Annotated in this window: 18 protein-coding genes; 14 read left to right on the plus strand and 4 right to left on the minus strand. The window is 65.3% G+C overall.

Translation table 11 applies throughout. The features are described 5' to 3' along the window. The first annotated feature begins 279 nt into the window (after positions 1 to 279). The gene (locus tag Q0602_RS15925) at positions 280 to 894 is read left to right on the plus strand and encodes a TetR/AcrR family transcriptional regulator (RefSeq protein WP_149434392.1); all 615 of its coding nucleotides are present in this window, start codon (positions 280 to 282) and stop codon (positions 892 to 894) included. Further along, positions 891 to 2792: an MFS transporter gene (locus Q0602_RS15930; protein WP_298845415.1), complete on the plus strand. Its 1902-nt coding sequence runs from the start codon at positions 891 to 893 to the stop codon at positions 2790 to 2792. The genes Q0602_RS15925 and Q0602_RS15930 overlap by 4 nt, the downstream gene beginning before the upstream one ends. 45 nt (positions 2793 to 2837) lie before the next feature. On the opposite strand, the gene Q0602_RS15935 is transcribed toward Q0602_RS15930, so the two are convergent. Next, positions 2838 to 4121: an HlyC/CorC family transporter gene (locus tag Q0602_RS15935; RefSeq protein WP_298845416.1), complete on the minus strand. Its 1284-nt coding sequence runs from the start codon at positions 4119 to 4121 to the stop codon at positions 2838 to 2840. Positions 4122 to 4225: 104 nt separating this feature from the next. Continuing rightward, positions 4226 to 5146: a cytochrome c biogenesis protein CcsA gene (locus Q0602_RS15940; protein ID WP_365677081.1), complete on the minus strand. Its 921-nt coding sequence runs from the start codon at positions 5144 to 5146 to the stop codon at positions 4226 to 4228. Between the two features lie 181 nt (positions 5147 to 5327). On the opposite strand from Q0602_RS15940, the gene ffh reads away from it, so the two are divergent. The 12 genes from ffh (at position 5328) to Q0602_RS16000 (ending at position 17322) form a co-directional block, all read left to right on the plus strand. Then, positions 5328 to 6752: a signal recognition particle protein gene (gene ffh, locus Q0602_RS15945; protein WP_298845417.1), complete on the plus strand. Its 1425-nt coding sequence runs from the start codon at positions 5328 to 5330 to the stop codon at positions 6750 to 6752. Between the two features lie 148 nt (positions 6753 to 6900). Continuing rightward, complete coding sequence (rpsP, locus tag Q0602_RS15950; protein WP_075560779.1) at positions 6901 to 7152, plus strand: 30S ribosomal protein S16; 252 nt, start codon at positions 6901 to 6903, stop codon at positions 7150 to 7152. Between the two features lie 80 nt (positions 7153 to 7232). Next, on the plus strand, positions 7233 to 7763 hold the full coding sequence (rimM, locus tag Q0602_RS15955; RefSeq protein ID WP_298845436.1) for a ribosome maturation factor RimM: 531 nt from the start codon (positions 7233 to 7235) through the stop codon (positions 7761 to 7763). Positions 7764 to 7843: 80 nt separating this feature from the next. Then, entirely contained in the window at positions 7844 to 8623 is a 780-nt protein-coding gene (trmD, locus tag Q0602_RS15960) for a tRNA (guanosine(37)-N1)-methyltransferase TrmD (protein WP_298845418.1), read from the plus strand. Positions 8624 to 8772: 149 nt separating this feature from the next. Then, entirely contained in the window at positions 8773 to 9129 is a 357-nt protein-coding gene (rplS, locus tag Q0602_RS15965; protein ID WP_295037237.1) for a 50S ribosomal protein L19, read from the plus strand. 130 nt (positions 9130 to 9259) lie between these two features. Then, positions 9260 to 10147, plus strand: coding sequence for a site-specific tyrosine recombinase XerD (xerD, locus tag Q0602_RS15970; RefSeq protein WP_298845420.1), 888 nt, complete (start codon positions 9260 to 9262; stop codon positions 10145 to 10147). 2 nt (positions 10148 to 10149) lie between these two features. Next, positions 10150 to 10896, plus strand: a complete 747-nt coding sequence (locus Q0602_RS15975; RefSeq protein WP_298845422.1) for a DsbC family protein — start codon at positions 10150 to 10152, stop codon at positions 10894 to 10896. A 177-nt stretch (positions 10897 to 11073) separates the two neighbouring features. Then, a complete protein-coding gene (locus tag Q0602_RS15980; protein WP_295037243.1) occupies positions 11074 to 12390 on the plus strand; it encodes a homoserine dehydrogenase in 1317 nt (438 codons plus the stop codon). A 148-nt stretch (positions 12391 to 12538) separates the two neighbouring features. Next, positions 12539 to 13927, plus strand: coding sequence for a threonine synthase (gene thrC, locus Q0602_RS15985; protein ID WP_298845424.1), 1389 nt, complete (start codon positions 12539 to 12541; stop codon positions 13925 to 13927). Positions 13928 to 13981: 54 nt separating this feature from the next. Further along, positions 13982 to 14602 carry a glutathione S-transferase gene (locus Q0602_RS15990; RefSeq protein ID WP_298845426.1) on the plus strand — a complete coding sequence of 207 codons (621 nt, stop codon included), beginning with the start codon at positions 13982 to 13984 and terminating at the stop codon, positions 14600 to 14602. 7 nt (positions 14603 to 14609) lie between these two features. Further along, the gene (locus tag Q0602_RS15995; RefSeq protein WP_298845428.1) at positions 14610 to 16415 is read left to right on the plus strand and encodes a DHH family phosphoesterase; all 1806 of its coding nucleotides are present in this window, start codon (positions 14610 to 14612) and stop codon (positions 16413 to 16415) included. A gap of 295 nt (positions 16416 to 16710) precedes the next feature. Then, positions 16711 to 17322 carry a YitT family protein gene (locus Q0602_RS16000; protein ID WP_295037250.1) on the plus strand — a complete coding sequence of 204 codons (612 nt, stop codon included), beginning with the start codon at positions 16711 to 16713 and terminating at the stop codon, positions 17320 to 17322. A 39-nt stretch (positions 17323 to 17361) separates the two neighbouring features. Here Q0602_RS16000 and Q0602_RS16005 read toward each other — a convergent pair whose 3' ends face one another. Both Q0602_RS16005 and Q0602_RS16010 read right to left on the minus strand, forming a co-directional pair. Then, positions 17362 to 17796 (minus strand): VOC family protein, encoded by a 435-nt coding sequence (locus tag Q0602_RS16005; protein WP_298845430.1) that lies wholly within the window; start codon positions 17794 to 17796, stop codon positions 17362 to 17364. Between the two features lie 110 nt (positions 17797 to 17906). Beyond that, positions 17907 to 18684: HAD-IC family P-type ATPase (locus Q0602_RS16010; protein ID WP_298845432.1), on the minus strand; the 778-nt coding region annotated here is incomplete at its 5' end.

Below are 18684 nucleotides of genomic sequence, written 5' to 3' on the forward strand. Positions count from 1 at the left end.
CTCTTGGACGATCGAGTGGCGAGGGCAACAGCCTATGCCACAGCGTGCGCCGGGCCAAGGCGTTATTCACCTGCCGGGGCGAGACGGGGGAGGGCGCTCGCCTGCGGACGCCGGCGGTGTAAAACCCTCACGAAATCGTCACGTTAATCCGCTCGATGCTTGCGTTTGCGCGGTATGGCGATATGCTGGGAAACGCTGTTCGATTTTAAGTCGACAACAATATTTTCCGGCTTCCGACTCGTCGGCAGCGATTCGACACCATTCCGAGCGAGGAATTTCATGGCTCGACCGCGACAGCACGCCCCCGAGGCGCTCCATGCCCAGGTCATGGCGGCCTGCGATGCCTGGCTGAGAGACAATCCCGTGCACACGCTGTCGCTGCGCTCGCTGGCTCGCGATGTGGGCTGCGCGCCGAGTACGCTGCTCAAACTCTACGGCAGCTTCAGCAACCTGCTGCAGTACGTCAATATCGAGACCCTCGACAGGATGGGGGCGGCGGTATCCTGGCTCGAGGATGCCGATCCGGAGCCGCAGCTCAAGGCCCTGGCGACGGCATACTGGCAGTTCGCCCAGCACGAGCCTCACCGCTGGCAGATGCTGTTCGAGTACCCGCTCGCGGACGAGGGTGAACTCGACGAGCGCCAGAGCCATATCATCGATGCGCTGTTTCTGCGCGTCGAGAGCGCGCTCAAGGCCCATCAGCCGGCACTCGACGATGCCACTGCCCGGCGCATGGCAAGGACGCTCTGGGGCAGCGTGCATGGCCTGGTGCAGTTGGGGCTCAACGATCGCCTCGGCTATTGGCAGGGGCAGCCGATGGAAGTGGGAGAGCTGCTCGATCAGCTGTTGTCGATGACACTGAACGGCCTGCGCTACCTGTCGGACGACTCGTGAATTCGGGGTTACTGGCCCAGCGCCGCTTCGCGCCGTTCTTCTGGACCCAGGCCCTGGGCGCTTTCAACGACAACCTTTTCAAGAACGTCCTGCTGCTGCTGCTGACCTTCGTCGCCGTACCCCGGTACGGTTGGGATACGGGGCTGCTGAACAACCTGGCGGCGGGACTCTTCATCCTGCCGTTCTTCCTGTTTTCCGCCTGGGGCGGCACGCTCGCCGATCACCTCGACAAGCAGAGGCTGGTGCGTCGTCTCAAGTTGCTGGAGCTGGCGACGATGATCGCGGCTGCGGTGGCGGTCTGGTTCGAGCTGTTCGGCCTGTTGCTGGCGCTACTGTTCATGATGGGCACGCAGTCGGCGCTGTTCGGTCCGGTCAAGTACGCCATCTTGCCGCAGCACCTCGCCGCCACCGAACTGGTCAAGGGCAATGCCTGGGTCAACCTGGGCACGTTCGTGTCGATTCTGCTGGGTACCCTGCTGGCCGGCGTGCTGGCCTCGTTGGAGGGCGCGCTGGGAAGGGCGGCCATCGCGACCAGCCTGGTGGTGATCGCCGTGGCCGGTGTCGTCGTCAGCCTGAAGATCCCGGCGGCGCCTCCGAGCGTGACCGGCCGTGTTCCGTGGCGCCCATTTTCCGGCACCTGGCGAGTGATGCGCGACGGTCTCGCCGAGAAGAAGGTCCGGCCGGCGCTGATCGGGATCAGTTTCTTCTGGTTTCTGGGCGCCTGCTACCTGACCCAGCTGCCGGCGTGGGTCAAAGACGTGATTCACGGAAGCGAGGGGGCCGTCAGCTTCCTGCTGGGTGCCTTCGCGGTCGGCGTGGGCCTGGGGGCACTGCTCTGCTCCCGGCTGTCGGCGGGGCGCCTGGAGCTCGGGCTGGTGCCGATCGGGGCGTTGGTCATCGGGGTCTCCGGGATCGAGCTGGCCGCGCAGTCGAGCTTCGCCGGGGAGCAGTTGACGTTGGTCGAACTGCTGGCGATGACCGATTTCTGGCGCATGAGCACGCTGCTGGCGCTGGTGGGGCTCGGCGGCGGTCTCTACAGCGTACCGCTCTACACCCTGATGCAACTGGCCAGTCGCGAGGAGCGTCGGGCCCGCATGATTGCTGCCAACAATATCCTCAACGCGCTGTTCATGATCCTGTCCGCCGTGTTCGGGATCGTGGTGCTGAGCGTGATGAAGCTGTCGCTCTTCGTGCTGTTCGCGTGTCTGGGGTGGTCGGCACTGCTGGTGGGCGTGGCGCTGCTGATGCGGAATCCCCGGCCCGCACTGCGGCTGCTGATTTTTGCCCTGATTCAGCTGCTCTACCGGCTCCGGTGTCGTGGCCGGCAGCATGTGCCGGCCACCGGTCCGGCACTGGTGGTCTGCAATCACGTCAGTTTCATGGACGCGCTGGTTCTCGGCGGTGCCTGTCCCCGTCCGCTGCGCTTCATGATGGATCGGCCTATCTACGAGAACCCCTGGTTCAACTGGTTCTTCCGCATCGCTGGAGCCATTCCCGTCGACTCCGACCGGCGTGATCCTGGCGGCGTGCGACGTGCGCTGGAGGAGGTCAGTCGGGCGTTGCGCAACGGCGAGGTGGTGATGATCTTCCCGGAAGGGCGACTGACGCCGGATGGCGACGTGCACGCTTTCCGGCGGGGGTTGGACCTGGTGCTGGCGCGGGACCCGGTACCGGTGGTGCCGGCGGCGCTGTCGGGGCTGTGGGGGTCGTGGACATCCAACAAGGATGGCAAGGCGCTGACCAAGTGGCCGCGCCGGCTGAGAGCGCGAGTGCTGCTGGTCTTCGGCGAGCCGATTCCCGCGGGGTACTCGCCGAGGCGCACCCTCGAGCGCCGGGTTCGAGGGCTCAAGCGGGCGGCCGATCAGAGCTTGTCCCGGAAGCTGGGTGGCCCGATCTAGCCCGCGCCGGTCGCGGTCATCATCCTATCCGTGCCCTTAATCGGCTCATTCGCTGCTGCGCCGTCGCACGCCCTGCTGCCAGCAGCGCACCGATGTGATCAGGTTGTCCCCGATCTCGAGGATCTCCAGGCGGGTCGCACCGATCTGGAGGCAGGCCTGGGCGTCAGGGAAGGACTCCAGCTCTTCCAGAATCAGCCCGTTGAGGGTCTTGGGGCCATCCGTCGGCAGCTGCCAGCCGAGCGCCTTGTTGACCTCGCGGATATTGGCCGTGCCTTCGATGATATAGCCGCCATCCGTCTGCGGATGAATGTCCTTGTAGGTTCCGGCGACGTCGGTGGTGAACTCGCCGACGATCTCTTCCAGGATGTCCTCCAGCGTGGCCAGCCCCTCGACATCGCCATACTCGTCCACCACGACGCCGATGCGGCGCTTCTGCTGCTGAAAGTTGAGCAGCTGCGTGTGCAGGGGCGTCGACTCCGGGATGAAGTACGGCTCCCGGGCTTCCTGGACGATCGCGGCCTTGTTGAGGTCCGGCTTGGAGAGAAAGCGCGAAGCGTTACGCAGATGCAGAATGCCGATGATGTTGTTGATGTCGCCCTTGAAGATCGGCAGGCGGGTGTGCTGGCTCTGGCGGATCTGGGCGAGCAGCGTCTCCAGGTCGTCATCCAGGTCGAGGCCGACAATTTCGTGGCGGGGCACCATGATGTCGTTAACGGTGACGTTCTCGAGATCGAGGATCGACAGCAGCATCGCCTGGTGACGGCTGGGAATGAGCGAGCCGGCCTCGTGGACCACGCTGCGCAGTTCGTCGCGGGTCAGGTTGTCGGCACCGGCGTCCAGGTGGCGGACGCCGATGAGCCGCAGCAGGCCGTTGGAGATGGCGTTGACCAGCCACACCACCGGGTAGAGCAGCCGCAGCAGCGGCGCGAGTATCAGCGATGCGGGCAGTGCGATGCGGTCCGGCTTGACGGCGGCGTAGGTCTTGGGCGTCACCTCGCCGAAGATCAGCACGACGATGGTGAGCACCAGCGTGGCGATGGCCGGCCCGGAGACATCGCCGAAGAAATGGATGGCGACGATGGTGGCAATGGAGGCGGCGAGGTTGTTGACCAGGTTGTTGCCGATGAGTATTACGCCCAGCAGGCGGTCGGGGCGCTTGAGCAGCTCGACGACGCGGCCGGCGGAGCGGGAACCGGCGTTGGCCTGATGATTCAACCGATAGCGATTGATCGACATCATGCCGGTTTCGGAGCTGGAGAAGAATGCTGACAGGCAGACCAGAACAAACAGCAGGCCCAGCATGAGGCCCAAGGGTATGTCGTCGCTCAAGGCGGAGAATTCCTCATGGAGTTGTCAGATTGTTGTAGGGGGTTAGCCGAAGCCTGTCAACGCGGCCGATGATCGCGCGGCGGAGTTTCCGGCCGGGCAAGAGGTCAGGCGTTGTAGTGGAAGATGTATTCGAGCACGAACTTGGTGCCGAAGAACGCCAGTACCAGCATCGCGACGCCGGCCAGTGTCCAGCGCACCGCCTTGGGTCCGCGCCAGCCGAGAAGATGATGCCCTGCCAGCAGGCCGGCGAATATCAGCCACGCCAGCAGCGACAGGATGGTCTTGTGGGCCAGGTGCTGGGCGAACAGGTTGTCGACGAACACGAACCCGCTGACGATGGCTGCCGTCAACAGCAGCATGCCGCACCAGATCAGCTCGAACAGGAGTTGCTCCATGCGGGTCAGCGGCGGCAGCACCTGGACGATGCCGCTGGTCTGACGGCGCTTCAGCGCGTGGTGCTGAAAGCCGAGCAGCGCGGCCTGGACCGCGGCGATGGCCAGGAAGGAGAACGCGGCGATCGAACTCAGGATATGGAAATAGAGACCGGGGGAGACGCCGGACTCGATCATCCGGCTGGGCATGCCGACGACGCCGACGATGGTGATGGCGGCCAGCGGGAAGACGCAGACGCCGGCGTTGAGCACGGGCTTGAACAGGCTGGCGGCCAGCAGCAGCGCCACGACCAGCCAGCCCACCAGTGCCGCGCTCTGGGTCAGGCCCAGGTGCAGGCCGTGGGGGCCGATGATGGCCAGGGCGACGATGAAGGTGTGGCAGGCCAGCGCGATCAGCCCGACGCCGCGCACCCAGGTCGGGCGTTCGGCGACCCGGCGGGCGAGGCTCAGGCTTTGCCACAGCCCGGCGGCGAGATAACAGACAATAGCGACAAGGGCGAAAGGAAGCGCCGGCATCGGTGTTTTGGCCTCGTGGGCGGTCTTCGAACAGCCGCCATGACGATGAAAAGAGTACGAGATGCGGATGTGCCAGGGGCTGTTGCCGGTGGCAACGAACCCTGGATGACAGGCCATCGCGCTCCGCCGCCACTATACCCAATCACCGCCAACTCGCCCAGCCATCGACTCGTGGCACCGCGCTGCATGGAGCCGAACCGCATCCATGCGTATAATGCTGCCCACATTCCTTTCCAGCGGCGTCGCGAGCTCGGGTTCGAGCCACGCTGGCGCCAGGCATCGCTGCCCGGAGCGTTTCATGTTCGAAAGTCTCTCCAATCGCCTGTCGCAGACGCTCAAGTCGATCACCGGCCAGGCGCGTCTGACCGAAGACAACATCAAGGACACGCTGCGCGAGGTCCGTCGGGCCCTGCTCGAAGCCGACGTGGCGCTGCCGGTGGTCAAGGACTTCGTCGACCGCGTGCGCGAGCGCGCGGTCGGGCAGGAGGTCTCCAAGAGCCTCTCGCCGGGCCAGCAGTTCGTCAAGATCGTCCAGCAGGAGCTGGAGTCGATCATGGGCCAGGCCAACGAGGCGCTGACGCTCAAGGGCACGCCCGCGGTCGTGTTGATGGCCGGCCTGCAGGGTGCGGGCAAGACCACCTCCGTCGCCAAGCTGGCCAAGTACCTGCGCGAGCGCGAGAACAAGAAAGTGCTGGTGGTCTCCGCCGACGTCTACCGGCCGGCGGCCATCGATCAGCTCGAGACGCTGGCCAGGGAGGTCGAGGTCGACTTCTTCCCGTCGACCAGCGCCCAGCAGCCGGTGGCGATCGCTGAGGCGGCGATCAAGCACGCCAAGATCCAGTTCCACGACGTGGTGATCGTCGACACCGCCGGGCGGCTGGCGGTGGACGAGGCGATGATGGCGGAGATCCAGGCCCTGAATCGAGCGATTCAGCCCCAGGAGACGCTGTTCGTCGTCGATGCCATGACCGGCCAGGACGCCGCCAACACCGCCAAGGCGTTTCACGACGCGTTGCCGCTGACCGGGGTCATCCTGACCAAGGCCGACGGCGATGCGCGCGGCGGTGCGGCGCTGTCGGTGCGTCATATCACCGGCAAGCCGATCAAGTTCATGGGGATGGGCGAGAAGGTCGATGCGCTCGAGCCGTTCCATCCCGACCGGGTGGCCTCGCGCATTCTCGGCATGGGCGACGTGCTGTCGCTGATCGAGGAAGCCGAGCGCAACGTCGACAAGGGCAAGGCCGAGCGGCTGGCCAAGAAGGTCAAGAAGGGCCAGGGGTTCGACCTCGAGGACTTCCGCGACCAGCTTCAGCAGCTCAAGAAGATGGGCGGCATGGGTGGCCTGATGTCCAAGCTCCCGGGGATGGGGCAGATGGCGGAGATGGCCCAGAACAAGGGTGCCGAGCAGGAGTTTGGCAAGCTCGAGTCGCTGATCAACTCGATGACCCCGCAGGAGCGCCGCAAGCCCGAGATCATCAACGGCTCGCGCAAGCGTCGTATCGCCATGGGTGCGGGGCTGCAGGTGCCCGATCTCAATCGTCTGCTCAAGCAGCACAAGCAGATGCAGAAGATGATGAAGAAAGCCGGCCAGAAGGGCGGGATGCAGAAGATGATGCGCGGCATGTCCGGCATGATGGGGGGCGGAGGTCCTGGCGGCCCCGGAGGCCCCGGAGGCCCCGGCGGAATGGGTGGCATGGGCGGCGGCGGTTTCCCCCGGCGCTGACTCGTCCACCCGCAACCGTCAACCGCAACAAAAGGTTTCCAACACACGGTGTTTTCCGTAGAATGCTGCGTCTTCGTCTCGGGCGTGTGTCCGAGAAGACTCGATTTCGTGGCGTAACGATTAACTTAACCGAAGGATTATCAACGCAATGGTAACCATTCGTCTGGCACGTGGTGGCGCCAAGAAGCGTCCCTTCTATCACCTGACCGTCAGCGATTCTCGCGTTTCCCGCGATGGACGCTTCATCGAGCGCGTCGGCTTCTTCAACCCGGTCGCCCGCGGCCAGGAAGAGCGCCTGCGTGTCGATCTGGACCGCGTCACCCACTGGCAGTCCCAGGGTGCGCAGGTCTCCGAGCGCGTTGCCGAGCTGGTCAAAGAAGCTCGCAAAGCCCAGGCCTGAGTTCGATCGTCATGCCGCAGGCGGCTCGCAAGACACCGTCGGGTGACACCTTGCCGAAAGACTCCGAGCAGGACAGGCTGATGCCGGGTGACGAGACGCAATATGTGGTGCTGGGTCGGTTGACCAGCCCGCACGGCGTGAAAGGGTGGCTCAAGGTCTATTCGTATACCAGCCCGGCCCAGGGCATCTTCGATTATCCGATGTGGATATTGTCGATGCAGGGGCAGCGGCAGTCGCGTCGTCTGCTCGAGGCGCGGCCGCAGGGCAAGGGGTTGGTGGTGCGGCTGGAAGGCATCGACACGCGGGAGCAGGCCGAGCAGTGGGCCGGTGCCGAAGTGGCGGTGGCAAAGACGGCGCTACCCGAACTGGATAGCGGCGAATATTACTGGCATCAGTTGGAAGGACTCGAAGTGGAGACCCGCGACGGCGTCAAGCTGGGACGTGTCGACCACTTGTTCGAGACCGGTGCCAACGATGTGCTGGTGGTCAGGCCCTGCGAGGGGAGTCTCGACGATCGCGAGCGGCTGTTGCCGTTCCTGCCTGACGACGTCATCGTTCAGGTCGATCTGGCCGATCGCTCCATGATCGTCGACTGGGACCCCTCCTTCTGACAACGACAGTGCTGGCACCCTGTGCCGCTGTCCAGGTCGGTGAGAGCCAAGCGGTCGGCGACGGGTAGGAGAAGCGTACCGTGTGGATTGGTGTCGTATCCCTGTTCCCGGAGATGTTCGAGGCGATTACCCGGCACGGTGTCACGGGGCGCGCCGTGGAGCGGGGAGTGCTGGAACTGGCGTTCTGGAATCCCCGGGACTACGCCACCGACAGGCATCGCACGGTGGACGATCGCCCCTATGGCGGTGGCCCCGGCATGCTGATGAAGGTCGACACCTTGCGCGCTGCACTGGCCGAGGCGCGCGCCGGTGCCGAGTCCGCGGGCCATCGTCCCAGCGTGATCTACCTGTCTCCCCAGGGACGCAGGCTGGACCAGGCAGGGGCGCGGGAGCTGGCGACACGTGACGGCTTGATCGTCGTGGCGGGTCGTTACGAAGGTATCGACGAGCGCGTGGTCGAGGCCGATATCGATGAAGAGTGGTCGATCGGCGACTACGTGCTGAGCGGCGGCGAGCTGCCGGCCATGGTGATGATCGATGCGCTGGCGCGTGAGGTGCCCGGGGTACTGGGCCACAGCGATTCGGCCAGCGAGGATTCGTTCGCCGACGGCCTGCTGGACTGCCCGCACTACACGCGGCCCGAGGTCATCGATGGCCATCGTGTCCCGGACGTCCTGCTCAGCGGCAATCACGAGCTGATTCGTCGCTGGCGGCTGAAGCAATCCCTCGGGCGCACCTGGCTCAGGCGCCCGGATATGCTGGAGAGCCGAACGTTGGATCGCGAACAGCGCAAGCTGCTCGACGAATTCATCGACGAACACGCCGCGGGAAGCAGGTCCTCCCGCGACGGCGGTGCATGAGGCGACAGCTCCTCGAACAGCGTGACTGTCGAGTGAAGTGATCGTCGACATGTGTCATCCACGAGTCCGATTCCGCCCCGACCGTTCGCCGGACGGGCGCCGGGATTACGAAACGCCCCCAGGGACGTTTCTTCAACGAGGAGCAAGACATGAGTAGCAAGAACAAGGTGATCCAGGCGCTCGAGAACGAGCAGATGAGCAAGGAAATCCCGGCGTTTGCGCCCGGCGACACCATCGTCGTCCAGGTCAAGGTCGTGGAAGGCAGCCGCGAGCGCCTCCAGGCTTTCGAAGGCGTCGTCATCGGCAAGCGTAACCGCGGTCTGAACTCCGCCTTCACCGTGCGCAAGATCTCCCACGGCGTCGGCGTCGAGCGTACCTTCCAGACCTACAGCCCGCTGGTGGCCGGTATCGAAGTCAAGCGTCGCGGCGACGTGCGCCAGGCCAAGCTCTACTACCTCCGCGAGCGCAGCGGCAAGTCTGCCCGCATCAAGGAAAAGCTGGGCTGATCCGGCCCGCGCCTCCGCTCGGAGGCGTATCCGGCTGGTCCGCAGGAAACCCCGTGAGTCGTTCGGCTCGCGGGGTTTCCGCGTTATGATGGCGCTTTTGGCCACGCCAGTTTGTCCGTCACGGAGCCGCATGAACGATCACGACCGACGCGATGCCTTCCTCGATGCGCTGTGGCTGGAGCGCGGCGCCAGCGAGCACACGCTGAGTGCCTATCGCCGCGATCTGACGGCCTGGATCGGCTATCTCGAAGCCCAGGAAGAACGGCTGCTCGCCCCGGGCGATAGCACGCTGGCGGCGTTCGTCGAGGCGTGTCGCGAGCGCTATCATGCGCGGTCCATCGCCCGGAAGCTCTCCTGCCTGCGCCGCTTCTACCGCTGGGCCCTGGCCGAAGGGCTAATGAGCCACGACCCGCTGGCGGAGATTCAGGCGCCGCGAGTGCAGCCGGGATTGCCATCGACGCTCGAGGAGCGCGATGTCGATCGCCTGCTGTTGGCGCCGGATGTGGAGACCGCGCTGGGATTGCGTGATCGCGCCATGCTGGAAGTGCTCTACGCCTGTGGTTTGCGGGTGTCGGAGCTGGTGGGGCTGACGCTGAATGCGGTCAACCTGCGCCAGGGGGTGGTGATGGTGCGCGGCAAGGGCGACAAGGAGCGTCTCGTGCCGCTGGGGGAAGAGGCCCTCGAGTGGGTCGAGCGCTATCTGCGTCAGGGCCGCAACGAGCTGATGCGGGACATTCGCCAGCCGCCGCTGTTCCCCGGGCGACACGACGGTTTCATGACCCGCCAGACCTTCTGGTACCGGCTCAAGCACTACGCCCAGCTTGCGGCCATCGACAAGCCGCTGTCGCCACATACGCTGCGTCACGCCTTCGCGACTCATTTATTGAATCATGGGGCCAATTTACGTGTCGTACAGTTGCTGCTGGGTCACAGTGACCTGTCGACCACGCAGATCTATACCCACGTGGCCCAGGCGCGCCTGGAAGCGCTGCACGCCCAACACCACCCGAGAGGTTGAACATGAGAAGTCGTTTACTGCCCGCCCTTGCCCTGACGGGCGTGGTCCTGGCGCCGAGTGCGTTCGCCGAGCCCCCCGCCGATCTCGCCGACAAGCTGAATGCCCATGGCGGCCAGCCGCTGCCGATCGAGGCCATCGACGATTCACCGGTACCGGGGCTCTACGAGGTGCGCCTGCGCGGCGGTAACACGCTCTACTCGGACGCCGACGGCCAGTACCTGATCGTCGGCGATCTCTACGAGAACGCCGAAGACGGCATGGTCAACCTGACCGAACAGGCGGCCAATCAGCGCCGCAAGGCCCTGGTCGACGCCGTTCCCGAAGATCAGCGCGTGGTCTACAAGCCGGCCGGGAAGGTGAAGGCCAGGCTCACCGTGTTCACCGATCCCACCTGTCCGTACTGTCACAAGCTGCATGCCGAGATGTCCCAGCTCAACGACATGGGGATCGAGGTAGACTATCTGGCCTTTCCTCGCATGGGCCCCAACTCCGACGCGGCACGGCAGCTCGCCAAGGTCTGGTGCGCCGACAACCGCTCCGAGGCGATGAGCGCTGCGTTTCGCGGTGACGAGGTGGAGGCGCCGAAAAGCTGCGATGCCACCATCGCGTCCCAGTATCGACTCGGCGTCGAGTCCGGCATCCAGGGGACGCCCGCGATCATCTTCCCCGACGGCAAGATGGTGCCCGGCTACCTGCCGGCGAAGCGTCTGGCGGCGATGCTCGACGTGAACGCCGACGGCGACAGCTGATGCCCGGCGTGAATCCCTCCGAGTCAGCTTGACAAGGGGGGCTGGGCTTTCTACCGTGACCGCCCTTCAGGGCGCTTTGTGGATGAAATCCGTTCGACAGAGGACAGGTGCCGTGACCGCGGCCACCGCTCCGGAGGGTGATGCGACCAGTACAACCGAGCAGGGGAGAGCGACATCTTGGATCCGGTGAGAGTGGGTATCTGCGGGCTGGGCACCGTGGGCGGTGGCACCTTCGACGTTCTGACGCGCAACGCCGACGAGATCGCTCGTCGCGCGGGTCGTCCCATCGTCATCGAGCAGGTGGGTGCGCGTCGTGACAATCCCCATTGCGACACCTCCGGGGTCAAGGTGACGCGTGACATCTTCGAAGTCGCGCGCAACCCCGACATCGATGTGCTGGTGGAACTGATCGGCGGCTACGACGTCGCCCGCGAGCTGGTGATGACGGCGATCGAGCACGGCAAGCACGTGGTCACCGCCAACAAGGCGCTGATCGCCGTCCACGGCAACGAGATCTTCCACGCCGCCCACAAGAAGGGGGTGATCGTCGCCTTCGAAGCGGCCGTGGCCGGTGGCATTCCGGTGATCAAGTCGCTGCGCGAAGGCCTCGGCGCCAATCGCATTCAGTGGCTGGCCGGCATCATCAACGGGACCGGCAACTACATCCTGACCCACATGCGCGACGAGGGCCGGGCGTTCGAGGACGTCCTCGCCGAAGCCCAGGCGCTGGGCTATGCCGAGGCCGACCCGACCTTCGACGTCGAAGGCATCGATGCCGCCCACAAGCTGACGATTCTCGCCTCCATCGCCTACGGCGTGCCGCTGCAGTTCGATCGCGCCTATACCGAGGGTATCGCGCGGATCACCGCCGAGGACGTCGAGCAGGCCGATAACCTGGGCTACACCATCAAGCATCTGGGCATCACCCGTCGCGGCGACAACGGCGTCGAGCTGCGCGTGCATCCGACGCTGATTCCCAAGGAGCGGCTGCTGGCCAATGTGCACGGGGTCAAGAACGCCATCGCCGTGATGGGCGACGCCGTGGGGCCGACCCTCTACTATGGTGCTGGCGCCGGTGCCGAGCCTACCGCCTCCGCCGTCGTTGCCGATCTGCTCGACGTGGCCCGCAATATCGCCACCGCCCACAGCTATCGGGTGCCCTACCTCGCCTTCAGCGGCGTCAACGACGAAGCCAACGCGCTGCCGATCCTGCCGATGGAAGAGATCGTCACGGCGTACTATCTGAGGCTGCTGGCGGTGGACCGCCCCGGCGTGCTGGCGCGGGTGGCGACGATCCTTGCCGAGCAGGGGATCTCGATCGAGGCGATCATCCAGAAGGAAGCCACCGAGGGTGAACTGGTGCCGATCATCCTGCTGACGCACCGGACCCGTGAGAAGCACATGAACGAGGCGATCCGTCAGCTGGAATCGCTGGCCGACATCGCCGGGCCGGTGACGCGAATCCGCGTCGAGTCGCTGGACGAGCAGGAATAAGCCGAGAAGGAAGAGGTGAGATACAAGAGGGAAGACAGGCCAGCATTGGTTCTCTGGTTTTTTGGGTTTCTCTTCGCTCTTTCAGGCGCAACGCGCCGATCTTCCATCTTCAAGCGGCGCAGCCGCGATCTTTCCGAAGGAACCGAAGATGCGTTATATCAGTACGCGCGGCCAGGCGCCGGCGCTGAATTTCGAGGAAGTGGTGCTGACCGGCATGGCGGTCGACGGCGGGCTCTACGTGCCCGAGACGGTGCCGCAACTGTCGCCTGAAGAACTCGCTTCGATGGCCGGGCTCTCCTATGCCGAGATCGCCTTCCGGGTGATGAAGCCGTTCGTCGGCGGCGAGATCGACGACGAGACGTTCCGTGGGCTGGTGCGCGACACCTACGCGACGTTCAGCCACGAGGCGGTGGTGCCGCTCAATCAGCTCGACGCCAACCACTTCCTGCTCGAGCTGTTCCATGGCCCGACCCTGGCGTTCAAGGATGTCGCGCTGCAGCTGCTGGGGCGCATTCTCGACCACTTCCTGGCCAAGCGTGGCGAACGTGCCGTGATCATGGGCGCCACCTCCGGCGATACCGGCTCGGCGGCGATCGAGGGCTGTCGCCACTGCGATCATCTGGATATCTTCATCCTGCATCCGCACAACCGGGTCTCCGAGGTGCAGCGACGCCAGATGACCACGGTACTGGCGGACAACGTCTTCAATATCGCCATCGAGGGCAACTTCGACGATGCCCAGGCGATGGTCAAGGCGAGCTTCGCCGACCAGGCTTTCCTCGACGGCGAGCGGCTGGTGGCGGTCAACTCGATCAACTGGGCGCGGATCATGGCCCAGATCGTCTACTACGTGGCTGCCGGCGTGGCGCTGGGTGCACCGCATCGCGAGGTCAGCTTCTGCGTGCCGTCGGCCAACTTCGGTAATCTCTTTGCCGGCTACATGGCTTACCGGATGGGCCTGCCGGTCAAGCAGTTCGTCATCGCCACCAACGCCAACGACATTCTTCACCGCACGCTGGCCGACAACGACTTCTCCAAGCGTGAACTGGCGGCGACGCTGGCACCGTCGATGGATATCGTGGTGTCGTCGAATTTCGAGCGGCTGCTGTTCGACGCTTACGATCGCGATGGCGACGCCGTGCGGGAGCTGCTGGAACGCTTCCAGAGCGAACCAGCGGTGCTGGCTGAAGCGCCGCTGGCCAGGCTGCGTGAGAAATTCTCGAGCTTCAGCGTCGACGACGACACCATCCTGGCAGCGATTCGCGATGCGCATCATCGCACCAAGGAGCTGCTCGATCCGCATACCGCCACCGGTTACCGGGCAGCGGAGCGCGCACGTGCCGATGCCGTGACGCCGATGATCACGCTGGCAACGGCGCACCCGGCCAAGTTCGCCGAGGCGGTGGTCAAGGCGGGCTTCTCCGGCGTGCCGCTGCCACCGCACATGGACGATCTGCTCGAGCGCGAAGAGCGCTACAGCGTACTGCCTGCCGACCTGAAAGCCGTGCAGGCGTTCGTCGCCGACAACCGGCGCTGAGCCGAGGCGCACGGCGCGAAACGCAGTCTTGGGATGGCAGAGCGAGGACAAGTCATGTTGAAGATCTGGGGACGGGCGAACTCCACCAACGTCAAGAAGGTGCTGTGGTGTGCCGCCGAGCTGGAGCTGCCCTTCGAACGGCTCGACGCGGGCGGCGCCTATGGCGTGGTCAACGAACCCGCCTACCGGGCCATGAACCCCAACGGCCTGATCCCTTGTATACAGGATGACGACCTCGTGCTTTGGGAATCCAACGCCATCGTGCGCTATCTGTGTGCCAGATATGGTCGCGACTCCCTGCATGACGAGGATCCCGCAGTGCGCGCCGGGGCCGACAAGTGGATGGACTGGACGACATCGTCACTGGCATCGCCCTTCAGGGATCTGTTCTGGAATACGGTGCGCCTGCCGGTCGAGCAGCGCGACGACAAGGCTGCCGAAAAAGGGCTTGCCGCCTGCGGCGCGCTACTCGGCATGGCAGACCGGACATTGGCCGAACGGCCTTTTTTGTCGGGGCCGGCGTGGGGGATGGGGGATATCCCGCTGGGCTGCTTCGCCTACGCCTGGTTCGAGATGGATATCGCGCGTCCCGACCTGCCGCACCTGGCAGCTTGGTACACGCGGCTGCAGTCGCGCCCGGCCTATCGCGAGCACGTCATGACTGCACTCACCTGAGTTCTCGATGCCTGTTTTCCCAACTTCGCCCGCTGCGATTCGCGACCACTCCCGTCGTCGCATTCAGCCGCGCTCCCGCGACGAAGACGTCTATCGGCGCGGACTGGCCGCCGGGCTCTCCGAGCTTCAGGCGCGGATTCTCGCCGGCCGCCTTCACGGCCACGAGGGCCCGCTCGAGGCGCTGACCGCACCGGCGCTGCGCTACCTCAGCCATCCCGAGCAGCTTTGCGACGCTCGCCGTGGCGCCGAGCGCATCGCGCGGGCGGTGAGCGAGGGCGAACACATCGGCATTCTCACCGACTACGATGTCGACGGCATCACTTCCCACGTGGTGATGCTGCGTTCGATGATCGAGCTGTTCGGCGTGCCGGCGGCAAAGCTGCACAGCCTGATCGGGCATCGAATCAACGACGGCTACGGCATCAGCCTGCCGCTGGTCGAGCGCACCCTGGCGCTGAAGCCGCGCCCCAGCCTGGTGATCACCGCCGATTGCGGCTCATCGGACGAGCCGCGGATCGCCCGGCTGCGCGAGGCCGGAATCGACGTGGTGGTGACCGATCACCATGCGCTGCCGGTGGAGGGCCCCCCGACCTCCGCCTATGCCACCATCAATCCCACGCGCCCCGATTGCAGCTATCCCGACAAGACCATTGCCGGATGCATGGTCGCCTGGCTGATGATGTCGCTGACCCGCTCGGTGCTGGTGGAGCAGGGCGTGCTGTCGGCATCGACGCCGAAGCTCTCGCCGTGGCTCTCCTACGTGGCGCTGGGTACGGTGGCCGACTGCGTCTCGCTGGGGGCGAGTGCCGCCAATCGCGCCGTGGTGACCTACGGCTTGAAGCTGATCAATCGGATGGAATCCGCCTGCTGGCGCGTCATGGCGGAGCGCCTCGGTGCCGACAGCGTACCGTTCGATGCCGAGACGCTGGCGTTCCAGATGGGGCCGCGCATCAACGCCCGCTCGCGCCTGGACGACCCCTATGCGGCACTGCACTACATGCTGGCGGTGGACGACGGCATCGCTCGCCAGCATCTTCAGGTCCTCGACGATGACAACCAGGCACGCAAGGCGCTGGAGGCGGACATGGTCGAGAGCGCCCGGGCGCTGGCCAGGCCACAGCTGGACGAGAACTGGCCGGCGCTGGTGATCCATCTGCCGGAAGGACACGCCGGCGTGCAGGGCATCGTCGCCTCGCGGCTGGTGCAAGCCTACGGCAGACCGACGCTGGTGCTGACACCGGCGACCGCGCCGGACATGCTCACCGGTTCCGGACGCTCGATCGAGGCGTTGCATCTGCGCGATGCGCTGCAGCGCGCTCACGAGCTCTCGCCCTCGAGTCTGCCACGTTTCGGTGGGCACCGGGGGGCCGCCGGCGTGGGGGTACCGCTGGCCGAGATGGAGGCGTTTCGGCGCGCGTTCCTGCAGGCGGTGCGGGAGCAGCTCGGCGAGCGGGAGCTGTTTCCCGTCGTATGGACCGACGGCGCGCTGACAGCCTCGCAAATGAGCCTCTCGACGCTGGACGAGCTCGAAGCCCTGGCGCCCTACGGCCGCGAGTTCGATGCGCCGCTGTTCGAGGCCGAGTTCTTCGTCGAGCAGCTGCGTCCGGTAGGCGCCGAGGGCAATCACCTGATGCTCGAACTCTCCTGCGACGCGGTCGTCTGCCGGGCGATCTGGTTCCGCGCGCTCAATCCCGGGGAAGCCGCGCCGATCTCGCTGGGCGACAGGGTGCGCTGCGCCTTCAAGCTGTCTCGCAATCGCTGGAAGGGGCGGGAGTCGTTGCAGCTGATGATCGAGCACGCCGAGCGCCTTTAGGAGAATAGAAAATACTGACTGAACGGCTGCGCGAGCTCGGCGTTTCCGGTGAATCACTGCGTTGTGCGGTGCCGGGGCGTCGGTCCGATCGGAATCCTCGCTACCCCATGGGCTCCGGTTGCTCCGCTCGCCGGTTTGTTCAGCATTTCCTCGGCTCATCGGGGTCATGGGATGCCCGCTGACTTCTTGCCGTCTGCTTTATAGACTTGCCGTTATAATCCCTCGGCGGCGCCACAAGCGCCGACGCTGAATTCGACTGCCTATCCGGCGGCACAACGACAACAAGGGGGTCCGCATGGAACGGGTCTATCGCCACCGTCCCCACGAGGACGTGCTGGCCATCCTGCTGGGGGCGTCCTGCGCTGCCCTCGGCCTGGCGCTCTATCATCACGCCCAGATATTGATCGGCAGTACCGCGGGGATCGCGCTGCTGGTGACCTACGTCACCGGATGGAACTTCGGGCCGGTCTTCTTCTTGGTCAACCTGCCGTTCTATTGGCTGGCCTGGCGCCGCATCGGCCACCATTTCACTTTCAAGACCTTTGGTGCGGTGGCGTTGCTGTCGTGGATATCCTGGATGCTGCCGGACTGGCTGGAGATCGGCACGGTCGACCCGCTGTTCGCGGCGCTGGCAGGGGGCAGCCTGATCGGCCTGGGCGTGCTGTTCCTGTTCCGTCACCGTGGCAGCCTCGGCGGGTTCAACATCCTCGCGGTCTACCTGCAGGATCGTTACGGCTGGCCGGCGGGGAAGGTGCAGATGGGCCTGGACGGCCTGATCATGCTGGCCGCGTTCTTCGTGCTGCCGGTCACCAACGTGCTCTATTCGATCGTCGGGACCGTGGTGCTGGGGGCGATTCTCACCATCAACCACCGCCCGGGGCTCTATACCGGCGTCAGTCAGAGCTGAAGGCCCTGGTGCGAAAGCGGCTTCAACCGGCGCCGGCGTTCAATAGTTGGGCCACAACCCCGGCGTGACCAGCTCGAGCAGATGGTTGTCCGGATCGCGGAAGTAGAGACTCACGCTCCCTTTCGGCCAGCGGGTCCGGCCTTCGATCTCGATCCCTCGAGCGGCGAGATGCGCCTCCCAGTCGTCGAGACTTGCGCTCGGAATCGCCAGCGCCAGATGCTGGCGACCGGCGCCGTCATGGGGAGGAATCGTGCCCATGCCGTGGGGCAGATCGACCGTCTCACCGGTCTGGCCCTGCTGGAACACCAGCAGCATGGTGTCGCCGGTGGGGTAGGCGGTGAAGCGCTCGTCCTCGAGATGAGGCTCGAGGCCGAGCACCTGGGCGAAGAAGTCCCGGGCCCGCTTCATGTCGGCCGTGTAGAGAACGCTTTCGATGACGCCGCCCAGCGGTGGCGCGTGGTGTGGTGAAGTCATCGTTTTCTCCTTGCCGGTTGCGCTCTTGGCTGGCTGCGATCAGCCTCGCAGCCAGAACCACCAGACGATGAACAGAATCACCGCAATGCCCAGGGTATTGAGCAGAAGTGTCATGCCGTCGCTTCCTTTGCGTCGATCTTGGTTGGCGGACGTTGACCGCCACCGGGTCGCAGCAGGCGTAGCCGATTGGCGTTGCTGACCACCGTCACCGACGACAGCGACATTGCCAGCGCCGCGATCATCGGGGACAGCAGTAGCCCGGTGAGCGGGTAGAGTATACCGGCGGCAATCGGGATGCCCAACGCGTTGTAGCCGAAGGCGCCCCACAGGTTCTGCTTGATGTTGGAGAGCGTCGCGCGGCTGATGGCGATGGCGTCACCGACGCCGTGCAGCGAGTTTCGCATCAGCGTCATGCCGGCGCTCTCGATGGCGATATCGGTACCCTGGCCGATGGCAAAGCCCACGTCGGCCTGCGCCAGCGCCGGGGCGTCGTTGATACCGTCTCCGACCATGCCGACACGCTCGCCCGCCTGCTGCAGCTCGGCGATCACCCGCTGCTTGTCCTCGGGCATCAGTTCGGCGCGCACGTCATCAATCCCCGCTTCGTGGCCGATGGCTGCCGCGGCCGCTCGATTGTCACCGCTCAGCATCACCACCTTCACTCCTTCTGCTCGCAGGCGCGCGATCGCCGCGCGGCTGTCCGGACGCAGCGCATCGCGCACCGCAAACAGCGCTGCCAGCTGCCCGCCGCTGGCTAGATAGATCACGCTGGTCGCCTGCGCCTGCCACTTTTTCGCCTCGGTCTCAGCGGCGGCGATGTCGATGCCGTGCTCCCTCATCAGCGCCGCGTTTCCCAGTAGCGCCCTGCTGCCATCGCCCAGCGTGGCA

The sequence above is a fragment of the uncultured Salinicola sp. genome (genome assembly GCF_937921195.1).
In the GTDB taxonomy this organism is placed as follows: domain Bacteria; phylum Pseudomonadota; class Gammaproteobacteria; order Pseudomonadales; family Halomonadaceae; genus Salinicola.

Coding starts and splice junctions, on each gene's coding strand:
- Q0602_RS16005 (WP_298845430.1), bottom strand. CDS start 17,796: ATGACTTCACCACACCACGCGCCACCGCTGGGCGGCGTCATCGAAAGC.
- Q0602_RS15995 (WP_298845428.1), top strand. CDS start 14,610: ATGCCTGTTTTCCCAACTTCGCCCGCTGCGATTCGCGACCACTCCCGT.
- Q0602_RS15990 (WP_298845426.1), top strand. CDS start 13,982: ATGTTGAAGATCTGGGGACGGGCGAACTCCACCAACGTCAAGAAGGTG.
- Q0602_RS16000 (WP_295037250.1), top strand. CDS start 16,711: ATGGAACGGGTCTATCGCCACCGTCCCCACGAGGACGTGCTGGCCATC.
- thrC (WP_298845424.1), top strand. CDS start 12,539: ATGCGTTATATCAGTACGCGCGGCCAGGCGCCGGCGCTGAATTTCGAG.
- Q0602_RS15975 (WP_298845422.1), top strand. CDS start 10,150: ATGAGAAGTCGTTTACTGCCCGCCCTTGCCCTGACGGGCGTGGTCCTG.
- xerD (WP_298845420.1), top strand. CDS start 9,260: ATGAACGATCACGACCGACGCGATGCCTTCCTCGATGCGCTGTGGCTG.
- rpsP (WP_075560779.1), top strand. CDS start 6,901: ATGGTAACCATTCGTCTGGCACGTGGTGGCGCCAAGAAGCGTCCCTTC.
- rplS (WP_295037237.1), top strand. CDS start 8,773: ATGAGTAGCAAGAACAAGGTGATCCAGGCGCTCGAGAACGAGCAGATG.
- ffh (WP_298845417.1), top strand. CDS start 5,328: ATGTTCGAAAGTCTCTCCAATCGCCTGTCGCAGACGCTCAAGTCGATC.
- Q0602_RS15940 (WP_365677081.1), bottom strand. CDS start 5,146: ATGGCCTGTCATCCAGGGTTCGTTGCCACCGGCAACAGCCCCTGGCAC.
- rimM (WP_298845436.1), top strand. CDS start 7,233: ATGCCGGGTGACGAGACGCAATATGTGGTGCTGGGTCGGTTGACCAGC.
- Q0602_RS15925 (WP_149434392.1), top strand. CDS start 280: ATGGCTCGACCGCGACAGCACGCCCCCGAGGCGCTCCATGCCCAGGTC.